This window comes from Pseudomonas sp. MBLB4123 (assembly GCF_051904775.1).
Taxonomy (GTDB): domain Bacteria; phylum Pseudomonadota; class Gammaproteobacteria; order Pseudomonadales; family Pseudomonadaceae; genus Aquipseudomonas; species Aquipseudomonas benzenivorans_B.
Genome location: NZ_CP196711.1, coordinates 3,483,452 through 3,507,431 on the forward strand (window position 1 = coordinate 3,483,452; position 23,980 = coordinate 3,507,431).

Below are 23,980 nucleotides of genomic sequence, written 5' to 3' on the forward strand. Positions count from 1 at the left end.
GACGGACTCAGGGCAACGGCAGTGCGGGGTGGCAGAGGATACTCCCACAGCCGGGTCCCTGGGGCCTTGCTCGTCAGCGACAGCGCCGTCGCCCCCAGAACTGCTCGGCCAGACCTTGCAGGCGCTCGGCCAGGGCGGCGACCTGGTCGGCGCTGGTGCGGCTCTGGCGGCTGGCTACCACGTTGCTATCGCCGGCCTGACGAATGCCGCAGAGGTTGCGCTGGATGTCGTCGCCGACCGCACTCTGCTGCTCCACGGCGGCGGCGATCTGCAGGTTCATCTCGCTGATCCGGCCGACCCGCTGGTTGATCTCCTGCAGCGCCACGGCGGCTTGCCGGGCTTGCGCCACGCTGGCTTGGGCCTGAGTCTGGCTGCGGTTCATCGCCGTCACGGCCTCGCCGGTGCCCTGTTGCAGGTTGCTGACGATGGCGTGGATTTGCGCGGTGCACGCCTGCGTGCGCGAGGCCAGCGCGCGCACCTCGTCGGCCACCACGGCGAAGCCGCGACCGGTCTCGCCGGCCCGCGCCGCCTCGATGGCGGCGTTGAGGGCCAGCAGGTTGGTCTGCTCGGCGATGCTCTGGATCACCTCCAGAGCCTGGTTGATATCCTGGCTGTGGTGCTCCAGTTGATCGATGACCCGGCTGCTCTGCTGCACCTCCTCGGCCAGGGCGGCGATCGAGTGGCGGGTCTGCTCGACCAGGCACAGGCCGTTGTCGGTCTCCAAGTCGGCCTCACTGGCCGCGCTGGCACTGAGCTGGGCGTGGCGGGCCACCTCTTGCACGCTGCTGGCCATCTGTCCGATGGCACTGGCGACCTGATCGGTTTCGCCCTGCTGCTGCAGCGTCGCCCGGCTGCTGTTGTCCACCGCGGCGACCAGCTCACTGGCCTCGCAACTGAGTTGCCGCGCCGAATCGGCGATCCGCCCGGCCACCGCCCCAGCCTCGGCCTGCTGACTGCGTAGGGCGAAGGCGATCTGGCCGAAACAGTCACGGCGGCCGGTGTACAGCCACTGGCTGAGGGGGTTGTCGGCCAGCGCACGCGCCTGGCGGGTCAGCGTCGCCAGCGGTTGCAGCTGCCAGTGCAGCAGCCCGGCCAACAGGACGCCGAGCAGGCCGGCGCCAGCAAGGGCCGGTAGCAGAGGCAGTGCGCCGGCGAAGCCGAGGCCACTACCGACCAGCAGCAGCGCGGCGGCCTGTAACAGACTCAGGCGTTGGGGCAGACTCAGCCGCGGCGAGCGCAACTGACGCGGCGTTTTGCCGGCGCGCAGCAGCGCGTACAACTGTTCGGCGCGCTCGATTTCGCCGGCATCGGCCCGGGTGCGTACCGACTGGTATTCCACCACTTCGCCGTTGCGCACCACCGGGGTGACATAGGCGCTGACCCAGTAATGGTCGCCGCTCTTGCAGCGGTTCTTCACCAGGCCCATCCACGAGCGCCCGGCCTTCAGGGTGGTCCACAGATGAGCGAAGGCCGCGGGCGGCATGTCCGGGTGGCGAACGATGTTGTGATTGTGGCCGAGCAGCTCGTCCCGGTCGAAGCCGCTGATGGCGATGAAATCCGGGTTGACGTAGCTCACCACCCCTTTGAGATTGGTGGTGGAGAGGATGTTGACCTGGGTGCCTACGTCGATGGCTCGACCCGTGAGGGGCAGGTTCAGCTTCATGGCATGGCTCTCGTGGCTTGTTGTTCGGGAGGCGTGGGGACGGCACGAGGCGGTGACTCGAGCAGACACCAGCGGCCCTCGAAGCAATCTGCGTCGCTAAACAGACGCTCCAGTTCGGCCGGCGGCCGCGGTCGGCTGAGCCAGTAACCCTGGGCCAGGCGACAGCCTTCGGCGTGGAGGAAGTCGAGATGCTCGGCGCGCTCCACGCCCTCGGCCACCACCTCCAGGCCGAGGCTGATGCCCAGGCCGATGATGGCGCGGCTGATTACCCGCGAGTCGCTGTCCTCGGGAGCGGTGCTGATGAAGCTCTTGTCGACCTTGAGGATGTGCAGCGGGAAGCGCTTGAGGTAGCCGAGCGAGGAATAGCCGGTGCCGAAGTCGTCCAGCGCCAGCTGGATGCCCAGGCTGGCCAGCTCGCGCAGGCAGGCCAGGGTCTGCGCGCTGTCCTCCATCAGCTGGCTTTCGGTGATCTCCAGCACCAGGCTGGCCGGCGGCAGGCCGGTTGTGCGCAGAATGTCGGCCACCCGAACGGCGAAGTCGGCCTGTAGCAACTGGCGACTGGAGAGGTTGACCGAGCAGCGCAGCTGCTGTTGCCCGGCCAGTTGCCAGCGGCGCACCTGGATGCAGGCCTGGCGCAGCACCCAGGCGCCGACTGCCAGAATGGCCCCGGACTCTTCCAGGCAGGGAATGAACTCCAGCGGCGAAACCGCCTGACCCTTATGCTGCCAGCGCAGCAGGGCTTCGACTGCCACCAGGTAGGGCCGCCCTCGGTCCAGCTGGCAGATCGGCTGGTAGACCAGGCCGAACTCGTCGCGGCTAAGGGCCCTGCTCAGTGCGCCCTGCAGTTCCAGCTGGTGCTGGGCCTGACTCTGCAGTTCGGCGCTGTAACGGGCGAATTGCGCCTTACCAGCCGCCTTGGCGCGATACAGGGCGAGGTCGGCGGCCTGCAGCGAGTCGAGCCCGGCGTTCTCCTCGCTGAGCGCGGCGATGCCGATGCTGATGCTGACCACCAGCTGGTGGTCCTGTACCTGCAGGGGCGGTTGCAGGCTGTCGAGCATGCGCTGGGCGACTCGCTCGGCATCGGCAACATGGGCGAGGTCGTCGAGCAGGACCACGAACTCGTCGCCACCGAAGCGGACCAGGTGGTCGCCGGGGCGCAGGCAATGGCTTAGGCGCCTCGCCACCTCCACCAGCACCCGATCGCCGATCTGATGGCCGAGACTGTCGTTGATCAGCTTGAAGCGATCTAGATCGATGAACAGCAACGCCGCTTCGCGGGCACCCGGTCGCTGGGAACGCTGCGCCACCTGACGCAGCAACTCGTCCAGGCGGGTGCGATTGGCCAGACCGGTCAACGGGTCGTGACGGGCGGCATGCTGCAGTTGCTCCTGGGCGGCGCGCCGCTGGCTGATGTCGCTCTGCGACCCGGCCATGCGCCGTTGTCCAGGCGCGACCTGCTCGGCCACCCCGCGCGTTAGCACCCAGAGGTAGCTGCCGTCCTGACGGCGAATACGGTACTCATGGTGCAGCGAGGCCGTGGCGCCCTGCAGGTGCGCCTCGATGGCTCTGCGCAGGCCGCCGAGGTCATCCGGATGGACCCGGGCAAACCAGGCGGCGCTGCCGCTGCCGAGCTGGTCGCGGTGCAACTTGAGCATGCTCGCCCAACGCTCCGAGAGGTACAGCTGGTCGTGATCGATGTGCCAGTCCCAGAGACCGTCGTTGGCCCCGCGCAGGGCGCGGGCGAAGCGCGCTTCGCTGTTCTCCAAAGCCTTGCGTTGGGCCGCGCTATAGGTGTCCAGAGCCAGGCCGATGTCGAAGAACACCGCCTTGAGCAGGCTGGAAAAGGTGGCGCTGGTAGGCTGCTCGCCGAGCAGGCTGTCGAGCATCTCCTGCAGGTACAGGCGATAGGCGCCCAAGTACCACTTGAGGTCGACGCCGATCTTCTGGTGTACCCAGCCGATGCGCAGGCGGTTGCGCACATAGTCCTGGTCGTGAGGGCCGTGCCAGAGTCGCTGGTAGTAGTCGCTCTGGCTGTGTTTGAGTCGAGTGACGGTCGTCGGGTTATCGAGGATCGCCGCAGTCGAGGGGAAGTCGCCGAGGCGCCGGTACAGATGATCGAGAAAGCGCGTGTGCGCGGGTTGCAGGGTGCGGCCATGCAAGCCCAGGCGCTTGATGTCGGCGTGGCCCCAGTCGAGAAAGTCCAGGCGTTGGCAGATTTCTGCCTGGTCGAGGCCAATCTGCTGGAGCAGTTCTTGGAGTTCTTGTTCGTTGTCCATGGCAATTCCCTAACGTTTCCCAGGGCAAAAAAAAGCGCCGGGGCCAGTCATCTCGACGAAATGACTGGCCCCGGCGCTCTGTCTTGCAGGCCCGTACGTCCTGCCCGGCAAAGCCGGTCTCCGCCTAAGCGAAGTCCACAACTAGAGTAGGGTTTTACTCGATTGAGGTGGCTCCGACAAGTCCTTCAGCGCGTTTTCAAGGGTGCTGCGCAGCGTCGCCAGTTGGGCCGACTTGAATGCCTGACGGCTGCGCTCCAGCGCTTCCACCGCATCGCTGAGCAGTGCCTGGACTTCCCCTATCTGGGTCGTCGACAGCTCCTGCAGCCACCGACATAAAGCGGCCTGGCTGCAATCGCGCGGTTCATCGATCACCTCGCAGCCAGGTACCTGGCTATTCAGCAGGTGCTTGGCGCGGCAGGCCGACTTCGGGTCGGTCAGGGTCACGAGCAGGCGGGTCTTGGGCATGGCTATATGGATATGGCTAATTGCTACTAAATCTAGTGCATATGCTCAACAGGTCCTTTGACCGGAGTCAGTGTCGGCCGGCTTTGCGGTTCAGGCCTGGCGCACCGCCGCCAACCGGGGATGGCGGCGGATCAGGGCGGCGAGGCGCAGTGCCACGGGGCCCGGTGGCCTATGCTGTCCGCATGCGCAGGCGCCCGTGTGCAGTAGCTCGCCGGTGCCGCGGGGGCGTCAGGGAGGGGGAGGTGCATGCGCGTCTTGATCACCGGTGCCGCGGGCTTCATCGGCCAGCAGGTGCTGGCCGAACTGGCGATCCAGCACCCCAAGTGGATGCTGATCGCCGCCGATATCCGCCCCGTCAGCCTGCAGGGCTTGCAGCTCAACGTGGAGCCGGTGCGGCTGGATATCAGCCGCCCCGCCCAGGTTCAGGACTGCGTCGGCGAGTGGAAACCGCAGGCCATCCTGCACCTGGCCGCGGTGGTCAACCCGCCCCCCGGCATGAGCGAGGCGCGCCTGCACGCCATCGAGGTGGGCGGCACGCGAGCGCTGCTCGAGGCGGCATTGGCCCATGCTGTCGAGCACCTGATCGTCACCAGTTCCGGCGCGGCCTATGGCTACTGTCCGGGGCATGCCGAGTGGATCGATGAGGAGCAGCCGCTGCGCGGGCATGGGTCGTTCGCCCATGCCCGGCACAAGTGCGAAATCGAGGAGCTGCTGGCCGTCGCCCGCGCGCGGCAGCCGCGGCTCCGGCAACTGGTGTTGCGGCCCAGCAGCATTCTCGGCAAACGGGTCGACAGTCGCATCGGCGAGCTGTTCAGCCGCCGCACTGTGGTGGGGCTCAGGGGCCATGACAGCCGCTTCGGCTTCGTCTGGGACCAGGATGTGGTGAATGTCATACGCCAGGGGCTGGAGCGGGGTAGCGCCGGCATCTTCAACCTGGCCGGCGATGGGGCGTTGTCGCTGCAGGAAATCGCCGCCCTGCTGGGCAAGCCCTACCGGCCCCTGCCCCTTGGCCTGCTGCGCACGGCGTTGCGCCTGTTCAAGCCCCTCGGCCTGAGCCGGCACGGTGTCGAGCAACTGGATTTCCTGCGTTATCGGCCGGTGCTGGCCAATCGGCGACTGAAGGAGGTCTTCGGCTACACCCCGCGCTACAGCAGTCGCGAGGCGTTCCTGGCCTTTCTCCAGGCCCAGGGCATTCGGCCGTGCTGCTGAGTTCGGCTAGCTGTCGTGCAAATCGGCCTCGACGGGTTAGTCTTTGCATATCCGGCGCAGCCCAGCAGGCGCGACCGTTCGTAAATCCAGAAATTAAGGAGAGTTCCCATGAAAGGCCAACCCCTCGCCTGGGTCCTGTCGGCTGTTCTCGCAGGAGGCGTCCTGGGCGGCGTGGCGCAGGCCGAGGAGAGGCCCGTGATCATCGGCACCGGCGGTGAGACCGGCATCTACTACGTCGCCGGCCAGGCGATCTGCCGCTTCTTCAACGGCGCCATGGGCGAACAGGGCCGCGGCTGCAAGGCCCCGGCCAGCGGCGGTGGCGTGGCCAACGTCAGGGGCCTGCGCAGCGGCGCATTCGACTTCGGCCTGATGCAGGCGGATCACCAGTTCAAGGCGCTCAAGGGCCAGGCGCCGTTCGAGGCCGAGGGGGCGATGAAGGACATTCGCGCGGTATTCTCCCTGCAGGATGAAGTCTTCACCCTGCTCGCCCGCCGCGACGCCCGGATCGCCACCCTCGACGACCTGCAGGGCAAGCGGGTGAACCTCGGCAACCCGGGCTCCGGGCAGCGCAACACCCTGGAAGAGCTGATGCGGGTGAAGGGCTGGGACAGCACGGTGTTCGCCCTGGCCGCCGAGCTCAAGCCCGCCGAGCAGGCGTCGGCCCTGGGCGACAACAACATCGACGCCATGACCTATTTCGTCGGCCATCCCAACGGCGCGATCCAGGAGGCCACGACCATCACCGACGCGGTGCTGGTGCCGATCGATGGCGCCGTGGTCGACAAGCTGCTGGCCGAACGGCCCTACTACAGCCAGGCCAGGATTCCCGGCGGGCTGTACCGGGGCAACGATGCCGCGACGCCCTCGATCGGCAGCAAGGCGCTGCTCGCCACTACCGCAAAGACCGACCCGCAGCTGGTCTATCAGCTGGTCAAGGCGGTGTTCGAGAATTTCGAGCGCTTCCAGCGTCTGCACCCCACCTTCGCCGAGCTCAAGGCCGAAGAAATGATCGAGGTGGGGCTGAGCGCACCGCTGCACGAGGGGGCCGTGCGCTACTACAAGGAGCGCGGCTGGCTGCAGTGAGCCAGGTGCGTCCCGGGCACCGGTCGCGCGCCGGTGTCCGGGGCGTGCTTCGGCTTATTGCCCGGGGCCGCCTGGCTGGCGGCTGGCGGCGAGAATGGCCGCGCTGTCCACCGGCTCGTCATCCAGCGGCAGGCGCTTGAGGGTGTCGGAGGTCAGGCGCAGCTGTTCGATGTACAGCTGGCACCGGTCGCAACGGCGCGTATGCAGCATGACCGCCATACGGGTGCGCCAGTTCAGGCGGCGGTCGATGATGTCCGATCCCAGTTCCGTCATTTCCTGGCAGCTCAGCATGTCCCTACCTCCTCATAGTGTTCGAGCATCGCATGCATGCGTTGCCGGCCGCGATGCAGCAGGACGCGGACATTGCCTTCGGCCAGTTTCAGGGCCTGGGCGATCTCGCTGAATTCCAGGCCCGCGACCTCGCGCAGCAACACCACCGATTGCTGGTCCTTGGGCAGTTTGTGCAGGTGCTCGCGGATGCACTGGTACAGCTCGGCTTCGCTGAGCAAGGCCTCCGGCGAGTCGTGATGCCAGCCGGCCGGCGGATGGTTCCAGGCGCCGTCCCGGTCGAAGCGGCCCGTCAGGGGCGAGCCGCCGTCGGCGCCCCAGGCGTCCCAGGCGACTTCCCGTTTGTATTTGCGCAACAGGGCCCGCGCCTCGTTCAAGGCGATGCGCGCCAGCCAGGTGCGCAGCCTGGCGCGACCCTCGAATTGGCCGATGGCGGCGAAGGCCTTGATCCAGGTTTCCTGGGCCACGTCCCTGGCCAGGTCGGGGCCGGCCAGGGGGGTGGCCATGACGACCAGAAAGCTGTGATGGGCCTCGATGGCCGCCGCGAAGGCCTGCGGGTCCCCTCGCTGCATGCCGCGAATCAGCTGTTGCTCGTCGTCCATCGGGTCCTCCTGGGCAGCGGCTGCCGCAGTGGGTGGGTACTCCTCAATGCGATCCACCTGGATATTCGAAGGTTTCGGCTTGGCGCTTGTTACACCTTTCGTCCGGGCTGGCTTCGGGGCGCGGCGGAGGTCACTCGCCGGCCACCTCTTCCACCTTCAGCGCGCCCGTCTCGCCGGCCTCCAGCACCACATAGGCGCTGCTGCAGAACAGCGAGTTGAGGCGCTTCATGTCGCTGATCAGCTCCAGGTGCAGGGCGCTGGTCTCGATGCTCTGCACCACCTGACGATGCAGGCGGCCGACATGGGCATGGGCCAGGCGCCGCTCGCGGGCGCGGAAGCGGCGCTTCTCGCGCAGCAGCTGGCGGGCGCTCTCGGTGTCGCCGGAGAGCAGCACGTTCAGGCCCAGGCGCAGGTTGGCCATCAGCTGGGCATGCAACTCGGTCAGCTCCTCCAAGCCGCTCTCGGAGAAGGCATGGCGTTGGGCGGTCTTCTCGTCCTGCACCTTGCCGAGCATGCGCTCGATGATGTCGCCGGCCTGCTCCAGATTGACCGCCCACTCGAGTATCTCCGCCCAGCGCCGGCTGTCCCGTTCGCTGAGGGCGTCGTGCGGCACCTGGGCCAGGTACAGCTTGACCGCGCTGTACAGGGCGTCGACGTCGTCGTCCAGGCGGCGCAACTCCTTGCTCAGGGCCGGCTGGTTGCTGCGCAGCACCTCCAGCAGATGGCGCAACATGGTCTCGATCAGGTCGCCGATGCGCAGGGTCTCGCGCACCGCCCCGGCCAGCGCCAGGCTGGGAGTGCCCAGGGCGGTGCGGTCGAGGTGGCGCGGGCGGGCCACGCCGCTGTCCTCGGCGCGATCCGGCAGCAGCCAGTTGCAGAAGCGTGCCATGGGCCCGACGCTGGGCAGCAGCACCAGGCAGCGCAGGCTGTTGTAGAGCAGGTGGAAGCCGACCACCAGCTCCGCCGGGCGCCAGTTCAGGCTGTCCAGCCAGGCCACCAGCGGATCGAGCAGCGGGATCACCAGCAGCAGGCCGAGCAGCTTGTACAGCAGGCTGCCCAGCGCCACCCGGCGCCCGGCCGGGGTCTGCAGGCTGGCGGTGAGGAAGGCCAGCAGGCCGCTGCCGATGTTGGCGCCGATGACCAGGCCGATGGCCACCGGCAGGCTGATCAGGCCGGCGCCGGCCAGGGTCGCGGTGAGCAGCACGGCGGCCAGGCTGGAATAGGAGATCAGGGCGAACAGCGCGCCGACCAGGGCATCGAGCAGCAGGTCGCCGGTCAGCGAGGCGAACAGCACCTTGATGCCGTAGGCCTGGGTGATCGGCGTGGCGGCGCTGACGATCAGCTCCAGGGCCAGCAGCATCAGGCCCAGGCCGATGCCGACGCGGCCGAGCTGGCCGGCACGGCTCTGCCGCCGCGAGAGGAAGAAGATCACCCCGAGGGTGATCAGCAGCGGCGACAGCCAGCCCAGGTCCAGGGTCAGCACCCGGGCCATCAGCGCCGTGCCGACGTCGGCGCCGAGCATGATCGCCAGGGCCGGGGTCAGCGCCATCAGGCCCTGGCCGACGAAGGAGGTGACCAGCAGCGCGGTGGCGTTGCTGCTCTGCACCAGGGCGGTGACGCCGATGCCGGCGACGAAGGCCATGGGCAGGCGGTTGACGTTGTGGCTGAGCACCTTGCGCAGGTTGGAGCCGTAGACCCGCAGGATGCCGGTCCGAACGATATGGGTGCCCCAGATCAGCAAGGCGATGGCCGAGAGCAGATTGAGCAGGGTCAGCATCGTGCATCTCCCTGTCGCGGGCCGCCCAAGCAGGGGCGACAACCGGGTGCGGCGCAGGCGGCCACGGGACGAGCCTGTGGCAGGCAGCGCAGGTGCGTGGCAGGCCCGGAGGCGATGATTTTTTTCCCGGACCCTACTTAAGCTGTAGCCGGCGAATGGCCGCTGCGCCAGCCGCTGGTCGCCCTTGGGCCGGTTCAGCTGGGCGTGCGCGTGGCCAGAGCCACCAGGCCGGCGGCTCTTGGATCGGGGGCCCAGACCCCAGGCGCCGCGGCCGGCGATACGCCGCCGTGTGGCCGCGCCTGGGGCAACTCGGGCGGCATCCGTCGGGCTCCGGACAGCACCCAGCTGGCGACACAGGCTGTCGGCCGAGTCCGTCATGCTCGCCGAACTGGTAACCTAGCCCGACCGAACGGATGCGACCGCTCCCCATGCTGACGCTCTACCACGCACCAGACCTTGAGACCCTCGGCGAGCTGGCCACCACCCTGCTCGCCCAGCCGCAACGCGAGCCCTTCGCGCCGGCGCGGGTGGTGGTGCCGAGTCAGGGCATCGGCCGCTGGCTGACCCTGCAGCTGGCGCGCAGCCAGGGCATCGCCATGCAGCTGGAGGTGCAGCTGCCCGCGGCCTTCGTCTGGGAACTGTCGCGGCTGGTGCTCGGCCAGTTGCCGGAGCAATCGGCCTTCACCCCCAGCACCCTGGCCTGGCGCCTGTATGACTGGCTGTGCGAACCGGGCCAGCTGGCCCAGGCGCCGCGCCTGGCGCATTACCTGGACGGCGGCGACGAGCGTCGACGCCTGTCGCTGGCCGCCAGGATCGCCGACGTTTTCGACCAGTACCTGCTGTACCGCGACGACTGGCTGGCCGCCTGGGAGCGCGGCGAGCTGCTCGAGCTGGGCCCCGACGAGGCCTGGCAGGCGCTGCTCTGGCGCGAGCTGACCCGTGACGGCCATCCGCACCGCGCGCGCCTGCTCGACGACCTGCTGCGCCGCCTGCACGACCAGGCGCCCCTCGCCGGCCTGCCCGAGCGCCTGCTGGTGTTCGGCATCAGCGCCCTGGCCCCGCACCATCTGCGCGTGCTCGAGGGCCTGGCCCGGCACACCGAGGTGGTGGTCTTCGCCCTTAACCCCTGCCGCGAGGCCTGGGGCGAGATCCGCGATATCCGCGAACTGGCCCGCCAACCCCAGGGCGCAGCGGATGCTCAGGCCATGAGCCCGGACGACTGGTATCTGGATGTCGGCCACCCCCTGCTGGCCAGCCTCGGCAAGCAGGGCCGGGACTTCTTCGACAGCCTGTTCGCCCTGGCCTCGGCCGAGGGCGCCCAGGAGCTGGGCCTCTACTCCGAAGACGCCGAGCTGCACGACGCCAGCCTGCTGCAGGCGCTGCAGAACGACATCCTGCGGCTGCGCACCCGCGCCCCGGACGAGCGCCTGGTCCTGCGCGAGGACGACCGCTCGCTGGAGCTGCACGTGGCCCATTCGCCGCTGCGCGAGGTGGAGATCCTCCACGATCAGCTGCTCGCCCGCTTCCAGGCCGACCCGGAGCTGAGCCCGGACCAAGTGGTGGTGCTGACCCCGGACATCGAGCGCTACGCCCCCTATATCGAGGCGATTTTCTCTGCCAAGACAGGCGCGCCGCGTGAGGGCGTGCCGCGGTCGGCCGCCCCACGGATGGCCGCCCCGAGGATTCCCTTCAGCCTGGCCGACCGCAGCCTGCGCGCCGAGGTGCCGCTGATCGAGGCCTTCCTCGGCCTGCTCGCCCTGCCCGACAGCCGTTTCAGCGCCGAGGAGGTCCTGACCTGGCTGGAGCAGCCGGCCCTGGCCCGCCGTGCCGGCATCGAGGCCGAGGACCTGCCGTTGCTGCGCGACTGGCTGCGCGAGGCCGGTGTGCGCTGGGGCCGCGACGCCGGCCACCGGGCCCAGCTCGGCCTGCCGGCGGATGCCGCCTTCACCTGGCGTCAGGGCCTGGATCGCCTGCTGCTGGGTTTCGCCGCGCCGCCGCAGCTGGCCGGGGCGCGGGCGCCGCTGCTCGGCGCCAGCTGGCCGCTGGATGCCCTGGAAGGTGCCCGCGGCCAGTTGCTCGGGCGCCTGTCTGCCTTCGTCGAGCGCCTCGCCACCTTGGCGCAGAGCCTGCAGCGGCCGCGCCCGCTGGCCGACTGGGCCGAAACCCTGCGGGCGCTGATCGACGAGCTGTTCGACGAACGCGAGGCCGGCGACAGCCTGTTGCTGCTGTCCAAGGCCTGCGCCGGCCTGGCCGAGCAGGCCGCGGCCGCCGGTATCGAACGGCCGCTGGAACTGGCGCTGATCCGCCAGCAGCTGACGGCGGCGCTGGAGCAGGGCAGCGGCGCCTCGGGCTTTCTCACCGGCGCGGTGACCTTCTGCACCATGGTGCCGATGCGCAGCCTGCCGTTCCGTCAGGTCTGCCTGCTCGGCCTGGACGATGGCGCCCTGCCCCGGCGCACCCCGGCCGCCGGCTTCGACCTGATCGCACAGAAGCCCAGGCGCGGCGACCGCGCCCGGCGCCTGGACGACCGCTACCTGCTGCTCGAGACCCTGCTCTCGGCCCGCGGCGGTCTGTACCTGAGCTACGTCGGCCGCGACCCGCGCAGCAACGCCGAGCTACCGCCCTCGGTGCTGGTCAGCGAGCTGCTGGATGCGGTCGACCTCACCGCGGTCTGCGCCGACGGCAGCAAGGCCAGCAGCCATATCCGCCTGGAACACCCGCTGCAGCCCTTCGCGCCCGGCAACTTCGCCGGGGCACGCCAGGCCGGTTTCGCCGCGCCCTGGTTCCGCGCGGCCCAGCGCCTGAGCGAGCCGGTCGCGGCCCCTGCACCCTTCGCCAGCGCCCTGCCCGCGCCCGGCCCGGACGGGCCGGGCCGCGACCGGCCGGGCGGCGATCCGCTCACCCTGGAACCGAGCCAGCTGATCCACTGCTTCAAGCACCCGGCGCGCTACCTGCTGGAGCAGCGCCTGGGCCTGCGCCTGGCGCAGAGCGAGGAGGCCCTGGCCGGCGACGAGCCCTTCAGCGTCGAATGGACCAGCCAGCACGGCCTGCGTCAATTGGCCCTGCAGGCCGTCGAGCGTGGCTGGAGCGAGGCCGAGGAGCGGGCGCTGGCCGCCGCCTCCGGCTGGCTGCCGGTGGGCGAACTGGGGCAGGCCCACTGGGGGCAGATCCGCGGACCGATCCGCGCCTTCGCCCCGACCCTGTTCGACGAGCGTCCGACGGACACGCCGCAGCCGCTGCTGGTGGACATCAGCCTGGCCGGCGTGCGCATCCACGGCTGGCTCGACGGGGTGACCGCCAGCGGGCTGTTCGACTACCGCCTGCGCAGCCTCGGCGCCTGGGAGCTGGCGCCGTTCTGGCTGCGCCACCTGCTGCTCAATTGCGCCGCGACCCCGGGCATCGCCCGCGACAGCCGTCTGTTGTCGCCGAAGAACGAATGGCGCCTGGGGGCGTTGGACGATCCCCAGGCGCTGCTCGAGCCCTGGCTCGCGGCCTACCAGCGCGCGCTGTGCGAGCCCCTGCCGCTGCTGGCCAAGTGCAGCCATGGCTTCGCCCACAAGTGGCGCAACCCGGGGCGCAAGGAGCCGCTCGAGGCGGCGCGGGCCGAGGCGCGCGTCATGTGGCAGGGCAACGACTTCATGACCGGCGAGTGCCAGGACCCCTGGAATGCCCTGGCCTTCCGCGACCGCGATCCCCTGGACGAAGCGTTCGAGGCCCTGGCCGAGCAGCTCTACGGTCCGCCCCTGGATGCCCTGCAGGGCGAGGAGGACGAGGCATGAGCGGCGCCAGCCTGGACCTGTTACAGGACAGCTTCGCCGGCCGTTCGCTGATCGAGGCCAGTGCCGGCACGGGCAAGACCTGGACCCTCACCGCGCTCTATGCCCGCCTGCTGCTGGAGCGGCAGCTGTCGGTGTCGCAGATCCTGGTGGTGACCTTCACCACCGCCGCCACCGCTGAGCTGCGCGAGCGCATCCGTCTGCGCCTGGCCGAGCTGCTGGCGGTCTACGAGCAGGGGCCGGGCGAGGATGCGCTGCTCAACCGCCTGCACGCCCGCTACCCGGACGCGGCCAGCCACCGGCGCCTGCTGCTGGCGGTGCACGGCTTCGACGAGGCGGCGATCTTCACCATCCACGGTTTCTGCCAGCGCGCCCTACAGGATGCGGCCTTCGAGGCCGGCGGCGACTTCGACAACGAGCTGACCCAGGACGACCGGGAGATTCTCGACGCCCTGCTCGCCGACCTCTGGCGCCACGAGCTGGCCGCCGCCGAGCCGGAGTGGGCGGCCTTCCTGGTGCAGCAGAGGCTCACCCCCCAGGTTCTGCGCCAGCGCCTGCGCGGTCACCTGGGCAAGCCCTACCTGCGTATCGAGCCCCGGCCCGGCGCCCAGGCCGATCTGGCGCCCCTGCGCGCGGCCTGGCAGCAGGCGCGGGACGCCTGGCTGACGCACGGCGGCGCCTGGCTGGAACAGCTCAAGGCCTTCGACGGCTTCAAGAGCAACATGGTCGACGCCACCAAGCTGGGCGCCTGGCAGGCCGAACTGGACGGCTACTTCGGCGATGCGGCGGCGCTGTTCGGCAAGGTCGAGGGCCTGCGCCGGCTGAGCCGCGAGGGCCTGCTCAAGGCCAGCAAGAAGGGCGCCGCGACGCCGGCCAGCCCCCTGGCAGGCGCCCTGCAGGACCTCTGCGACGCGCTGGAGGCGGCGCTGCCGGAGGCCGAGCAGCGCCTGATCGCGCTGCAGGTGCGGCTGATCGGCCAGCTCAACGAGCAGCTGCCCCTGCGCAAGGCCGCCCAGCGCCTGCTGGCCTTCGACGACCTGCTCAACCGCCTGCAGCAGGCGCTCTATGGCGAGGGCGGCGAGCAGCTGGCGCAGACCCTGCGCGCGCAGTACCCGCTGGCCCTGATCGACGAGTTCCAGGACACCGACCCGGTGCAGTACCAGGTGTTCCGCCGTATCTACGCGAGCCAGGGCGACCTGTGCTTCGTCGGCGACCCCAAGCAGGCCATCTACGCCTTTCGCGGCGCCGACCTGGCCACCTACCTCAAGGCCCGCGACGAGGCGGCGCGGCAGTACAGCCTGGCCACCAACCATCGCTCCACCCCCGAGCTGATCGCCGCCCTCAACCAGCTGTTCGACCGGCCCCGGCCCTTCGCCGAGGAGGGCCTGGCCTATCCGCCGGTGGGCGCCAGCCAGCGGCCGCGGCCGCGCCTGGTGTTGCCGGAGGAGGCCGAGGCGCCCCTGGCGCTGGTCTGGCTGGACGACGAGTACCTGAGCAAGGGCCAGGCCGGCGCCCTGGCGGCCCGCGACACGGCGCGGCGCATCGCCGCCGTGCTCAGCGCCAGCGGCATTGGCCAGGCCTATTTCGAGCATAGCGGCGAGCGCACGCCGCTCAAGGGCGGCGATATCGCCGTGCTGGTGGCCAGCCATCGCCAGGCCGCCGAGGTGGCCGCCGAGCTGGCCGCGCGCGGGGTGCCCAGCGTGCGCCGCGGCAAGGAGAACGTCTGGCACAGCGAGGAGGCCGAGGCCCTGGCCGCGGTGCTGGCCGCCTATGCCGAACCGGGCCGCGAGGGCGCCCTGCGCTACGCCCTGGCCAGCCGCCTGCTGGGCCGCAGCGCCGCCGAGCTGGCCGCCTGCCAGGACGATGCGCGGGCCTGGGACGAGGAGCGCGAGGCCGCCGAACGCTACCATCAGCTGTGGCAGCAGCAGGGCTTCATGCGCGCCTTCCGCGCCTGGCTGGACGAGCAGCGGGTGGCCGAGCGCCTGCTGGCGCTGGTCGACGGCGAGCGGCGGCTGACCAACCTGCTGCACCTGGCCGAGCTGCTGCAGAGCGAGAGTCTGCAGCGCCCGGGGCTGGAGCAGCTGCTGGCCTGGTTCGAGGCCCAGCGCCGCGCCGAGGCCCACGGCGAGGATGCCCTGCTGCGCCTGGAGAGCGATGCCGAGCGGGTGCAGATCGTCACCATCCACACCTCCAAGGGCCTGGAATACCCCCTGGTGTTCTGCCCCTACCTGTGGGACGGCGCCCTGCTGCGCCAGTTCGAGGACATCAGCTGCCATGCCGACGACGGCACGCCGCTGCTCGACCTGGGTGGCGAGCACCTCGACCGCCATCGTGAGCGCGCCCGCCAGGAACGCTTCGCCGAGAAGCTGCGCCTGACCTACGTGGCCCTGACCCGCGCCCGCGACCGCCTGTGGCTGCACTGGGGGCCGGTGGACTGCAAGCCGAAGAAGGACGGCAGCCTCGGCGACTCGGGCCTGCACAGCAGCGCCCTGGCCTGGCTGCTGCACGGTCGCCGGCTGCCGGGGGAGGATGCCCTGGGCGAGCTGGCCGCGCACCTGCAGAGCCTGGGGCCGGCGCAGCTGCGCGGGGAGATCGAGCAGCTGGTCGCCGCCAGCCAGGGCCGCATGGCCGTACAGCCGTTGTTCGCGGGCGAGGCCAGCGCCGCCGGCGAACGCCGCGCGTCGCCACCCGAGCAGCTGGCCAGCCTGCAGCGCAGCCTGCACAGCGCCTGGCGCATCGGCAGCTTCTCCGGCCTGGCGGCCGGTATGCATATGGAGGCGCCGGACCGCGACACTCTCGCCATGCCCGCTGCCAGCGAGCCGGGCAGCGGCTTCTTCGCCTTCCCCCGTGGCGCCCGTGCCGGTACCTGCCTGCACGCCATCCTCGAGGACTGGGCGCGGGGCAAGGCGCCCCTGGCCGAATTGGTCGCGCCGGCGCTCAGCGGTCACGGCATCGATGCCGACACCTGGGGCGAGATCGCGACCCAGCAGTTGCAGCGGGTCATCGAGACCGACCTGGACGGCAACGGCCTGAGCCTTGCCGGCTTGGAGCCGGCGCGGCGCCTGCCCGAGCTGGGCTTCACCTTCCCGGTGGCCGGCCTCGAGGTGGTCCGTCTGCGCGCCATTCTCGGCGACCCGGCCCATGGCCTGCCGGCGCCGATGCGCGAGGCCGCCGTACGCCTGGAGTTCGACAGCCTCAAGGGCTTTCTCAAGGGCTTCATCGACCTGACCTTCGAACACGACGGGCGCTGGTACATCGCCGACTACAAGTCCAACTGGCTCGGCCCGGATGCCGGCCATTACCAGGGCGAGCAGTTGCTCCAGGCCCTGGCCGCCGAGCACTACTACCTGCAGTACCTGATCTACCTGGTGGCGCTGCGGCGCTTCCTGCGCCAGCGCCTGGCGGATTTCACCGATGCGCAGCTGGGCGGCGCCTACTACCTGTTCCTGCGCGGCATGCCGGGCGCCGGGGTGTACTTCGCGCGCCCGGCCGATAGCCTGCTCGATGCCCTGGATCGGCTGTTCGAGGAGGGACGCTGATGGTCATCGACGACCTGCCCCTCGGTCCCCTGCAGCGCGCCCTGGTCGCCAGCCTGCAGCGCCTCGATCCGGCCGCCGAGCCGTTGGTGCTGGCCTCGGCGGCCCTGCTCTGCGGGGTGCTGGAGCAGGGCGACGTGTGCCTGCCGCTGGCGCGCCTGGCCGGCCAGCGGCCCTGGCCGGAGCAGGACTTCGCCCTGCCGCCGCTCGGCGCATGGCGCCAAGCGCTGCAGGCCTCCTCGCTGGTCGGCGAGACGGGCGCCTTCGTCCCGCTGATCCTCGCCGGCGAGCGCCTCTACCTGGCCCGCTACGAGGCCTACGAACGCCAGCTGGCCGAGCAGCTGCTGGCCCGCGCCGGCGACCGCCCGGCGGTGGACGAGGCCCGCCTGGGCGAGAGCCTGGCCCGGCTGTTCGCCTTCAATAGCGAGCAACCGGACTGGCAGCGCCTGGCCGCGGCCCAGGCGGTGCGCCGGCGTCTGGCGGTGATCTCCGGCGGCCCCGGCACCGGCAAGACCACCACCGTGGTGCGCCTGCTCGCCGCGCTGCTGGAGCAGCCCGGCGGGGACAGGTTGGCCATCGGTCTGGCCGCGCCCACGGGCAAGGCGGCGGCGCGCATGGCCGAGGCGATCCGCACTGCCAAGACGTCCTTGCCGGTCGACGCGGCGATCAAGGCGGCCCTGCCGGAGGAGGCGCGCACCCTGCACCGCCTGCTCGGCAGCCGCGGCGACAGCCCGGCGGTGCGCCACCACGCCGGCAATCCCCTGGCCCTGGACGTGCTGGTGGTGGACGAGGCCTCCATGGTCGACCTGGCGTTGATGGCCAAGCTGGTCGAGGCCCTGCCGCCCCAGGCGCGGCTGATCCTGCTCGGCGACAAGGACCAGCTGTGCGCGGTGGAGGCCGGCGCGGTATTCGCCGAGCTGTGCGAGGGCCGCGGCTTCGACGCTCAGGCAGCCGCCGAGCTGCAGCGGATCACTGGCCAGACTGTGCCGGTGGCCGTGCCCGGTTCGCGCCTCGGTGACGCCGTGGTGCTGCTGACCCACAGCCACCGCTTCGCCGGGGACAGCGGCATCGGCGAGCTGGCCCGGCGGATCAACGGTGGCGATGTGCCCGGCACCCTCGCCCTGCTCCAGGAGGCCCGCGAGGACCTGGCCTGGAACGCCCGGCCGACCCCGCAGGAGCTGCTCGAACGCCTGGACCGCGGCTACGCGCCCTACCTGGCGGCGGCCAAAAGCGGTGAGCCGGCCGCCGCCTTCGCCGCGTTCAACGCCTTTCGCGCGCTGTGCGCCCAGCGCGAGGGCGTCTGGGGCGTGGCCGGCATCAACGAGGCGCTGGAGGCGCGGATCAAGCGCCGCGGCCAGGTCGCCGGGCGCGAGCGCTGGTACGTCGGCCGGCCGGTGATGGTGCGGCAGAACGACTACGCCCTGGGCCTGTTCAACGGCGACATCGGCCTGTGCCTGCAGAGCGACCACGGCCTGCGGGTCTACTTCGAGGGCGAGGACGGCTACCGCCCCTTCGCCCCGGCACGCCTGCCCAGCCACGACAGCGCCTTCGCCATGACCGTGCACAAGAGCCAGGGCTCGGAATTCGCCGAGGTGCTGCTGGCGCTGCCCGAGCAGCCCAGCCCGCTGCTGACCCGCAGCCTGTTCTACACCGGCATCACCCGCGCCAAGCAGAAAGTCGAGATCTGGGGTCTGGCGCCGCGCCTGGCCGAGGCGGTGAGCACCCGCGCCGAGCGGGCGGCGGGTCTGGCCGAGCGCCTGAGTTTGGCGGCGCCGCGGCCCGCGCCGGCGGCGCCCGTGGCTGGCGGGCAGGGCCAGCTCGATCTGTTCTGATTGGCCGAGGTGCGGTTCAGCCGCCCTGGCCCTGCTGCAGCTTGCGTTGCAGGTAGTCGGTGCCGAAGTCGATCTTCAGCTCGGTCCACACCGGCAAGTGGTCGGACAGCTTGTAGGTGCGCCATTCCAGATAGCGCTTCAGCGATTGCTCGGGCAGGTAGTGGGCGTGGTCCTGCTCCCGATAGACCTGGTCGAAGAAGGGGAACACCCCGGCCCTGGCCAGTTCCAGTTGATGGCTGACCTCGGGCGCCAGCAGCGAGATCTGATCCAGCGGCTTGTTCAGCTTGGCGTTGGTGTACTGCCCGAGCAGCCGGGCGGGAACCTGGAAGTCGCCGCGGCCGAGGGCGAGGAAGGTCTGGTCCTGGGTGCTGAACACGTTGAAGTCGCCGAGCAGGATGGCGTTGGGGGCCCAGCGATCCCTGGCCTTCATCCGTTGCAACAGCAGCTTGACCACCGCCTGGGCTTCCCTGACCCGTTGCGGGTCGTCGGCCCTGTCCTGGCCGTAGTAGAAGTGCTGGGTGCACAGGGTGAACTTGAACCAGCCGGCACGAAACCCCGCCAGGTAAGGTGTACGGGCGAAGGCGAAGTCGGCGACCAGGCGATCGCCTTCCTTGCGCGTCGGTGGGATGAGCTCGCCGGCCAGGCCGCCGAACGACAGCTTGCGCGAGTCGTAGATGAAGGCGTGGCGCTCGCCATTGCCCTGGCGGCCGAGGGTCACGTCCGACACCAGATAGCGCCACCAGCGGCCGAGCAGGCCCATCAGCTGGTCCAGGGCGTCGAGGTTGTCCTGGATCTCCTGGATGGCGATGATGTCGAAGCGCGACAGCACCTCGGCGATGTAGAACAGCGGCTCGGCTTCGCGACCACCGGACTTGTTGCCGCCGAACTCGCGGATGTTCCAGGTGGCGAGCAGCAGGGTCTGGTCCAGGGTCTTGCCGGGAATGGCCTGATCCAGCGCCCCCTTGAGCCGCAGCAGGCCCTCGGCCGTGCGCCGGTCGGCGGCGGTACGGGTATCGAGGCGGTTATAGAACGGCATATGGCACTCCTTGTGCTGGGGTTCCTGGCGCCCGCCCGCTGGGCCGGCGCCCTGAGGACGCTAGCCCAGCGGGCGGGTGGGGGCAAGCTAGCCGATGAGCAGCAGCAACAGCGGCAGAGTGGCCGCCGCCAGCAGGGTCTGCAGGGTGATCAGCCCGGCCATCAGCTGGCTGTCGCCGCCGAGCTGGCGGGTCAGCACGTAGGCGGTCGGGGCGGTCGGCAGGGCGAAGAACAGCAGCAGCACCGTGCTCTCCATCGCCGGCAGCTGCAGGCCGCGGGCCACGCCCCAGGCCAGCAGCGGCATGGCCAGCAGGCGCAGCAGGCTGTTGCCGGCCAGGGCCGGGATCTCCCCGCCCAGCTGCTCGGGCTTGAGCGCCGCGCCGACGCAGAGCAGGCCCAGCGGCAGGCTGGCGGCGGCCAGCAGGCTCAGCAGGCGATCGCTGCCGCCCGGCAGGCCGAGGCCGCCGAGGTTGACCAGGGCGCCGCCGAGGCAGGCGAGGATCAGCGGGTTCTTGAGGATCGGCAGCAGCAGGCCGCGGGCGCTGACGCCGCGTTCGGCGGTCAGCGACCAGACCGACAGCACGTTCACCGTCGGCACCATCAGCGCCAGCATCAGCGCCGCCAGGGTCAGGCCCTCCTGGCCGAACAGGCTGGCCACCGCGGCCAGGCCGAGGTAGGTGTTGAAGCGCAACGCGCCCTGGGTGAAGGCGCCGAAGCGCGCCGCACGCCAGCCGCGCAGGCGGCGCAGCAGCAGCAGGGCGAGCCAGGCCAGGCCCAGGCCGAGCATGACCGCCAGGGCCAGCCGCGGCAGCGCCGGGTTATCCAGGGGCGCCGTGGCCAGGCTGCTGAACAGCAGGGCGGGAAACAGGATGAAGTAGTTCAGCCGTTCGGCGCCGGGCCAGAAGGCCTCGTTGGGGAAATCCAGGCGGCGCAGGTAGTAGCCGGCGACGATCAAGGCGAACAATGGCCACAAGGCCAGCAGCAACTCCAGCACGACAGTCCCCGTCCGTGATAAACGGCCATATTGGCCAGCCGCCCAGCGCGGCGCAAGGGCCGGGCCGGGCCAACCCAGAGGAGGAGCAGGCGATGAGTGAAGTCCACAGCGGCGGCTGCCAGTGCGGCGCCCTGCGTTACCAGTTCGAGGCGCCGTTGCGCGACATCGCCCACTGCCATTGCGCGGTGTGCCGGCGCAGCGGCGGCGGCATCGTCACCACCTGGGTCACGGTGCCGCTGGCCAGTTTCCAGTGGCTGGCCGGTACGCCCAGGGAATATGCCTCCTCCGCCAGCTGTACCCGCAGCTTCTGTCCGACCTGCGGCGCCCAGTTGACCCTGTTCACCACGCTCAGCCCCGAGACCCTGGACGTGACGGTCGCCACCCTGGATCACCCCGAGCAGGCTCCGGCCGAGCGGCATATCTGGGTGCAGAGCCGCCTGCCCTGGCTGCATCTGGACGAGCAGCTGCCGCAGGAGCAGCGGGAGTCGCTGCCCTGAGCGCTGCGTTGCCCGGGCGCTCAGGGCAACTGCAGGCCGCCGCCGGCCTGGTGCAGCGCCCGCAGCTGCGCGCGTAGCGCCGCCAGGTTGGCCTCACCGGCCTGCAGTTCGGCCAGCAGCGCCGGTTCCAGCAGCTGGCGCACCTCGCGGTCGAGGTCGTCGCTGAGGCGGCGCAGCCGGTGCTGGCGGCTCTGGCTCTCGGCCTCCAGGTGCCGTCGCTCGTCGGCCTGGGGCAGGCCATAGCCGCTGTCGAGCAGCTCCGCCGGGCGGCTCAGGAAGCCGCTGCCGGCGAGGATCTGCTGCAGGGCGTCGCCGGCCTTGCGCACGCCCGGCTGCGTGGCGCGCGGGTCGCCGAGGTAACGGCGCTTGAGCTGATCCTGGGCCAGCAGCAGCTGGCGGCGCAAGGCGGCCTGTTCGAGCAGCAGCAGCGCGGCGCTGGCGCGCAGCTCGGCCCGGGGGAACCAGGCGCTGCGTTCGGCGGCCGGCAGCGCCAGCCAGTCCTCGACCCGCCGCTGCCTTATCGGCAGCAGTTCCTGCAGCACGGCGAACATCGCCTGGTAGCGGTCGCGGAAGGAGTCGAAGCGGTAGCCCAGACGCAGCGCCTCGCGCGGGTCGTCGAGCACCCCGGGGTCGGCCAGGCCGCGGGCCACCAGGCCGTCCAGCAGGCCGTTGGGCAGGATGCTGTCGAACGCCTGCAGCTGCGGCGACTGGATGCCGCTGCGCAGCAGCTTGAGGGTCTCCACCGCGCAGTTGTTGGAGATGAAGTAGTAGTCGCCGTCGTAGCTCCAGTGCTGCTCGGCGGCGCGGGTCACCAGCGCCTCCAGCTGGCGGCGTTCCAGGCGCAGCGGCACCGAGGCCAGGCTGCGCAGCTCGACCTTGGTGTATTCCTCGATCACCTGGGCCAGGGGCAGGACGAACAGCCGCGAGGGGTAGGCGCCGGTCAGGCCGTCCCAGCTGGACAGCTGCAGATCGCCGACGAAGGCGCGGTAGGACAGCACCAGGTGCTGCTCGAGGTCCAGGCGGCAATCCGGCCCGCGCGGCCGGCCGGGGGCGCAGATCACCAGGCGCAGCATGCTGTGGCCCCAGCGGCTGGCCCAACTCTGGTTGGCCTCGGCGAGCAGGTAGTCGATCTGGTAGACCCGCTCCGGGTCGAGGCTGGCCAGGGGCTGGCGGGCGAAGTCGCCGCCGGCGTTGAGGTAGGCGTAGCCCTCGCTGCAGGGCCGCTGGTGCGGCGGTGCCCAGGCGAAGTGGGTGCGCCAGTAGCGCGCCAGCGAGGGGCGGCGGCAGGCGTAGTCGGGGTCGAGGAGGAAGTATTCCAGGTTCACCGCGACGAACTCGCGCGGGTTGCTCAGTTCGTAGACATCCGGGCTGCGCACGCGCTGGGCGTTGTTGTGCTCGCGCTGGCCGCGGCTGCCGATCCGCTGCGGCCAGCCGGCCAAATCGAGCAGGTAGGGATCGTCGCTCAGGGTGAAGCGCCGCGCGGTCTGGCCGCGGCAGGCGTCGGGCAGGCCGACCGCGCCGAGGCTGGCGGCCAGGCGCCGGCAGCGCTGCAACTGGCGTCGCTCGCTCGCCGGCCAGAGCTGCGCGCGGTCGTACAGGTGGGTGAGTTCGTGCACCAGGGTGGCCAGCAGCTCGCGGCGCTGGCTGCCGTGGGGGCGGCCGGTCTGCTGGTGGGCGGCGCTGCCATCGCTCAAGGCCGGGAGCAGGGCGGCATTCAGTTCGATGCCGCTGAAGCGTCCGGCGCGGCCGTAGACCGTCGCCGGCATGCTCCGCCAGCGCACCGCCACGGGGCGATCCAGGCGCTCGCGCAGCAGGGGCGGCAAGGCGTCGAGGGCTTCGTCCAGCAGTGCCTGGCTGGCTCTGCGCTGTTGGCGGTCGAGGTCGTCGCCGTCCAGCATCAGGCGCAAGGCGGCCTCGCTGCCGGCGCTGGCGAGCAGCGCCGTGGCCAGTAGCCAGATGCGCGCCAGGTTCACAGGGCGAGGATGGCTTCGGCCAGCTCCAGGTCGGAGGCGGACCGGGTCTCGGGGGCCTGGCGGCGGATGGCGCTCAGCGCCGCTTCCAGGTGGGCGCCGCGAATGGCGCCCTGGCTGGCGACGAAGCTGGCGGCGTCGTCGCGGGCCTCGGCCACCACCTTCATGTCGCGGATCGAGGTGGTGGTGTCCGAGGTGAAGTCGAGGCTGCGGTCCAGCGCACGGACGATGATGTTGCTGGTGGCGACCAGGGTCTGCGCCTGGGCACTGCCGGCGGCCAGGATGAGGCAGGCGATGGCGGCGAACAGCGGACGGGGCATGGGTGGGCTCCGGGTAGAGGGCGGTGACGATTGGACGAGTTGGCACGCCGACGGTTCCGCGTGCAGGCAAGGGGGCGGCGATCTAGGCTCGGCCGAAGGCTAGCCCCCGGCCGGCGTGTGGCGAAACCCGGATGTGCGAGGTCAGAGGCTGAGAATCACCCTGGCCAGCTGCAGGTCGTCGGCGCGTAGGTCCGGGTTGTGCTGGCGGATATGCTTCAGGGCCGCCTCCAGGCGCACGCCACGGATGGCGCCCTGGCTGGCGACGAAGCTGGCGGCATCGTCGCGGGCGGCCAGGACCACCTTGTCGTCGCGCAGCGAGGAGGTGGCATCGGAGCTGGCCTCCGCGGTGCCGGCCAGGGAGTTGCCGATGGCATCGGTGGTGCCGACGAAGCTGGAGGCCGTGGCGCTAGCGGCCAGCGTCAGCAACGCGGTCGCACAGAGAAGATGGAAGGCTGTCATGATCTAGCTCCTTAGAAGGCAAGGGTGGCTCAGCAGGACTATGTAGAGGTCTAGCCTAGCTCAAGCTCACAGGCAGCAGGCAGTTGATGGCGCTTTGCCCTGGTTTACCGGCCGCCGTCGGGGGACGGGATGGTGTTGTCAGTAATGAATGGGATTTAGTTTTTGCCACTGATCAGGGGCGAAAACTTTGTGTAAACT

The 23,980-nt window shown here is 70.5% G+C and carries 17 protein-coding genes and 1 pseudogene; 6 read left to right on the plus strand and 12 right to left on the minus strand.

Going from position 1 to position 23,980, the window contains the following annotated elements:
* Nucleotides 1–73: 73 nt before the first annotated feature.
* From ACSX1C_RS16165 to ACSX1C_RS16180, 4 genes and pseudogenes are all read right to left on the minus strand, one after another.
* Nucleotides 74–793, minus strand: a complete 720-nt coding sequence (locus ACSX1C_RS16165) for a methyl-accepting chemotaxis protein (protein WP_439889432.1) — start codon at nt 791–793, stop codon at nt 74–76.
* A gap of 540 nt (nt 794–1,333) precedes the next feature.
* Nucleotides 1,334–1,663 (minus strand): annotated as a pseudogene (locus tag ACSX1C_RS16170) (PAS domain-containing protein); the annotation flags it as partial.
* On the minus strand, nt 1,660–3,939 hold the full coding sequence (locus ACSX1C_RS16175) for an EAL domain-containing protein (RefSeq protein ID WP_439886982.1): 2,280 nt from the start codon (nt 3,937–3,939) through the stop codon (nt 1,660–1,662). The gene ACSX1C_RS16175 and the pseudogene ACSX1C_RS16170, both read right to left, overlap by 4 nt.
* A gap of 141 nt (nt 3,940–4,080) precedes the next feature.
* On the minus strand, nt 4,081–4,404 hold the full coding sequence (locus ACSX1C_RS16180; protein ID WP_439886983.1) for a hypothetical protein: 324 nt from the start codon (nt 4,402–4,404) through the stop codon (nt 4,081–4,083).
* 246 nt (nt 4,405–4,650) lie between these two features.
* Here ACSX1C_RS16180 and ACSX1C_RS16185 point away from each other — a divergent pair, with 246 nt between their 5' ends.
* Nucleotides 4,651–5,613, plus strand: coding sequence for an NAD-dependent epimerase/dehydratase family protein (locus tag ACSX1C_RS16185; RefSeq protein WP_439886984.1), 963 nt, complete (start codon nt 4,651–4,653; stop codon nt 5,611–5,613).
* A gap of 108 nt (nt 5,614–5,721) precedes the next feature.
* Nucleotides 5,722–6,696 (plus strand): TAXI family TRAP transporter solute-binding subunit, encoded by a 975-nt coding sequence (locus ACSX1C_RS16190; RefSeq protein ID WP_439886985.1) that lies wholly within the window; start codon nt 5,722–5,724, stop codon nt 6,694–6,696.
* Nucleotides 6,697–6,750: 54 nt separating this feature from the next.
* Here ACSX1C_RS16190 and ACSX1C_RS16195 read toward each other — a convergent pair whose 3' ends face one another.
* The 3 genes from ACSX1C_RS16195 to ACSX1C_RS16205 form a co-directional block, all read right to left on the minus strand.
* Entirely contained in the window at nt 6,751–6,987 is a 237-nt protein-coding gene (locus tag ACSX1C_RS16195) for an anti-sigma factor (RefSeq protein ID WP_439886986.1), read from the minus strand.
* Complete coding sequence (locus tag ACSX1C_RS16200) at nt 6,981–7,586, minus strand: RNA polymerase sigma factor (RefSeq protein ID WP_439886987.1); 606 nt, start codon at nt 7,584–7,586, stop codon at nt 6,981–6,983. Before ACSX1C_RS16200 ends, ACSX1C_RS16195 begins: the two co-directional genes overlap by 7 nt.
* Before the next feature lie 130 nt (nt 7,587–7,716).
* Entirely contained in the window at nt 7,717–9,363 is a 1,647-nt protein-coding gene (locus ACSX1C_RS16205) for a Na/Pi cotransporter family protein (RefSeq protein ID WP_439886988.1), read from the minus strand.
* A gap of 428 nt (nt 9,364–9,791) precedes the next feature.
* Here ACSX1C_RS16205 and recC point away from each other — a divergent pair, with 428 nt between their 5' ends.
* Genes recC through recD form a run of 3 tightly spaced genes read left to right on the plus strand, consistent with a single transcriptional unit; the run spans nt 9,792 to nt 18,507 of the window.
* A complete protein-coding gene (gene recC / locus ACSX1C_RS16210; protein ID WP_439886989.1) occupies nt 9,792–13,142 on the plus strand; it encodes an exodeoxyribonuclease V subunit gamma in 3,351 nt (1,116 codons plus the stop codon).
* Nucleotides 13,139–16,678 carry an exodeoxyribonuclease V subunit beta gene (gene recB / locus ACSX1C_RS16215; protein WP_439886990.1) on the plus strand — a complete coding sequence of 1,180 codons (3,540 nt, stop codon included), beginning with the start codon at nt 13,139–13,141 and terminating at the stop codon, nt 16,676–16,678. The genes recC and recB overlap by 4 nt, the downstream gene beginning before the upstream one ends.
* Nucleotides 16,678–18,507: an exodeoxyribonuclease V subunit alpha gene (recD, locus tag ACSX1C_RS16220; RefSeq protein ID WP_439886991.1), complete on the plus strand. Its 1,830-nt coding sequence runs from the start codon at nt 16,678–16,680 to the stop codon at nt 18,505–18,507. Before recB ends, recD begins: the two co-directional genes overlap by 1 nt.
* Nucleotides 18,508–18,523: 16 nt before the next feature.
* On the opposite strand, the gene ACSX1C_RS16225 is transcribed toward recD, so the two are convergent.
* Both ACSX1C_RS16225 and ACSX1C_RS16230 read right to left on the minus strand, forming a co-directional pair.
* On the minus strand, nt 18,524–19,543 hold the full coding sequence (locus ACSX1C_RS16225) for an endonuclease/exonuclease/phosphatase family protein (protein WP_439886992.1): 1,020 nt from the start codon (nt 19,541–19,543) through the stop codon (nt 18,524–18,526).
* Nucleotides 19,544–19,630: 87 nt separating this feature from the next.
* The gene (locus tag ACSX1C_RS16230; protein WP_439886993.1) at nt 19,631–20,536 is read right to left on the minus strand and encodes an AEC family transporter; all 906 of its coding nucleotides are present in this window, start codon (nt 20,534–20,536) and stop codon (nt 19,631–19,633) included.
* 92 nt (nt 20,537–20,628) lie between these two features.
* On the opposite strand from ACSX1C_RS16230, the gene ACSX1C_RS16235 reads away from it, so the two are divergent.
* The gene (locus ACSX1C_RS16235; RefSeq protein WP_318644182.1) at nt 20,629–21,033 is read left to right on the plus strand and encodes a GFA family protein; all 405 of its coding nucleotides are present in this window, start codon (nt 20,629–20,631) and stop codon (nt 21,031–21,033) included.
* 20 nt (nt 21,034–21,053) lie between these two features.
* Here the strand turns inward: ACSX1C_RS16235 and ACSX1C_RS16240 are convergent, their stop codons facing one another.
* The 3 genes from ACSX1C_RS16240 to ACSX1C_RS16250 form a co-directional block, all read right to left on the minus strand.
* On the minus strand, nt 21,054–23,006 hold the full coding sequence (locus ACSX1C_RS16240) for a DUF7844 domain-containing protein (protein ID WP_439886994.1): 1,953 nt from the start codon (nt 23,004–23,006) through the stop codon (nt 21,054–21,056).
* A complete protein-coding gene (locus ACSX1C_RS16245) occupies nt 23,003–23,323 on the minus strand; it encodes a DUF2388 domain-containing protein (RefSeq protein WP_439886995.1) in 321 nt (106 codons plus the stop codon). The genes ACSX1C_RS16240 and ACSX1C_RS16245 overlap by 4 nt, the downstream gene beginning before the upstream one ends.
* Nucleotides 23,324–23,464: 141 nt before the next feature.
* Nucleotides 23,465–23,782 (minus strand): DUF2388 domain-containing protein, encoded by a 318-nt coding sequence (locus ACSX1C_RS16250; RefSeq protein WP_439886996.1) that lies wholly within the window; start codon nt 23,780–23,782, stop codon nt 23,465–23,467.
* Between the last annotated feature and the right edge of the window lie 198 nt (nt 23,783–23,980).

What these genes read in the sequence shown, in the direction of transcription:
- ACSX1C_RS16165 (WP_439889432.1), bottom strand. Translation starts at nt 793, where the DNA reads ATGGCCAGCAGCGTGCAAGAGGTGGCCCGCCACGCCCAGCTCAGTGCC.
- ACSX1C_RS16175 (WP_439886982.1), bottom strand. Translation starts at nt 3,939, where the DNA reads ATGGACAACGAACAAGAACTCCAAGAACTGCTCCAGCAGATTGGCCTC.
- ACSX1C_RS16180 (WP_439886983.1), bottom strand. Translation starts at nt 4,404, where the DNA reads ATGCCCAAGACCCGCCTGCTCGTGACCCTGACCGACCCGAAGTCGGCC.
- ACSX1C_RS16185 (WP_439886984.1), top strand. Translation starts at nt 4,651, where the DNA reads ATGCGCGTCTTGATCACCGGTGCCGCGGGCTTCATCGGCCAGCAGGTG.
- ACSX1C_RS16190 (WP_439886985.1), top strand. Translation starts at nt 5,722, where the DNA reads ATGAAAGGCCAACCCCTCGCCTGGGTCCTGTCGGCTGTTCTCGCAGGA.
- ACSX1C_RS16195 (WP_439886986.1), bottom strand. Translation starts at nt 6,987, where the DNA reads ATGCTGAGCTGCCAGGAAATGACGGAACTGGGATCGGACATCATCGAC.
- ACSX1C_RS16200 (WP_439886987.1), bottom strand. Translation starts at nt 7,586, where the DNA reads ATGGACGACGAGCAACAGCTGATTCGCGGCATGCAGCGAGGGGACCCG.
- ACSX1C_RS16205 (WP_439886988.1), bottom strand. Translation starts at nt 9,363, where the DNA reads ATGCTGACCCTGCTCAATCTGCTCTCGGCCATCGCCTTGCTGATCTGG.
- recC (WP_439886989.1), top strand. Translation starts at nt 9,792, where the DNA reads ATGCTGACGCTCTACCACGCACCAGACCTTGAGACCCTCGGCGAGCTG.
- recB (WP_439886990.1), top strand. Translation starts at nt 13,139, where the DNA reads ATGAGCGGCGCCAGCCTGGACCTGTTACAGGACAGCTTCGCCGGCCGT.
- recD (WP_439886991.1), top strand. Translation starts at nt 16,678, where the DNA reads ATGGTCATCGACGACCTGCCCCTCGGTCCCCTGCAGCGCGCCCTGGTC.
- ACSX1C_RS16225 (WP_439886992.1), bottom strand. Translation starts at nt 19,543, where the DNA reads ATGCCGTTCTATAACCGCCTCGATACCCGTACCGCCGCCGACCGGCGC.
- ACSX1C_RS16235 (WP_318644182.1), top strand. Translation starts at nt 20,629, where the DNA reads ATGAGTGAAGTCCACAGCGGCGGCTGCCAGTGCGGCGCCCTGCGTTAC.
- ACSX1C_RS16245 (WP_439886995.1), bottom strand. Translation starts at nt 23,323, where the DNA reads ATGCCCCGTCCGCTGTTCGCCGCCATCGCCTGCCTCATCCTGGCCGCC.
- ACSX1C_RS16250 (WP_439886996.1), bottom strand. Translation starts at nt 23,782, where the DNA reads ATGACAGCCTTCCATCTTCTCTGTGCGACCGCGTTGCTGACGCTGGCC.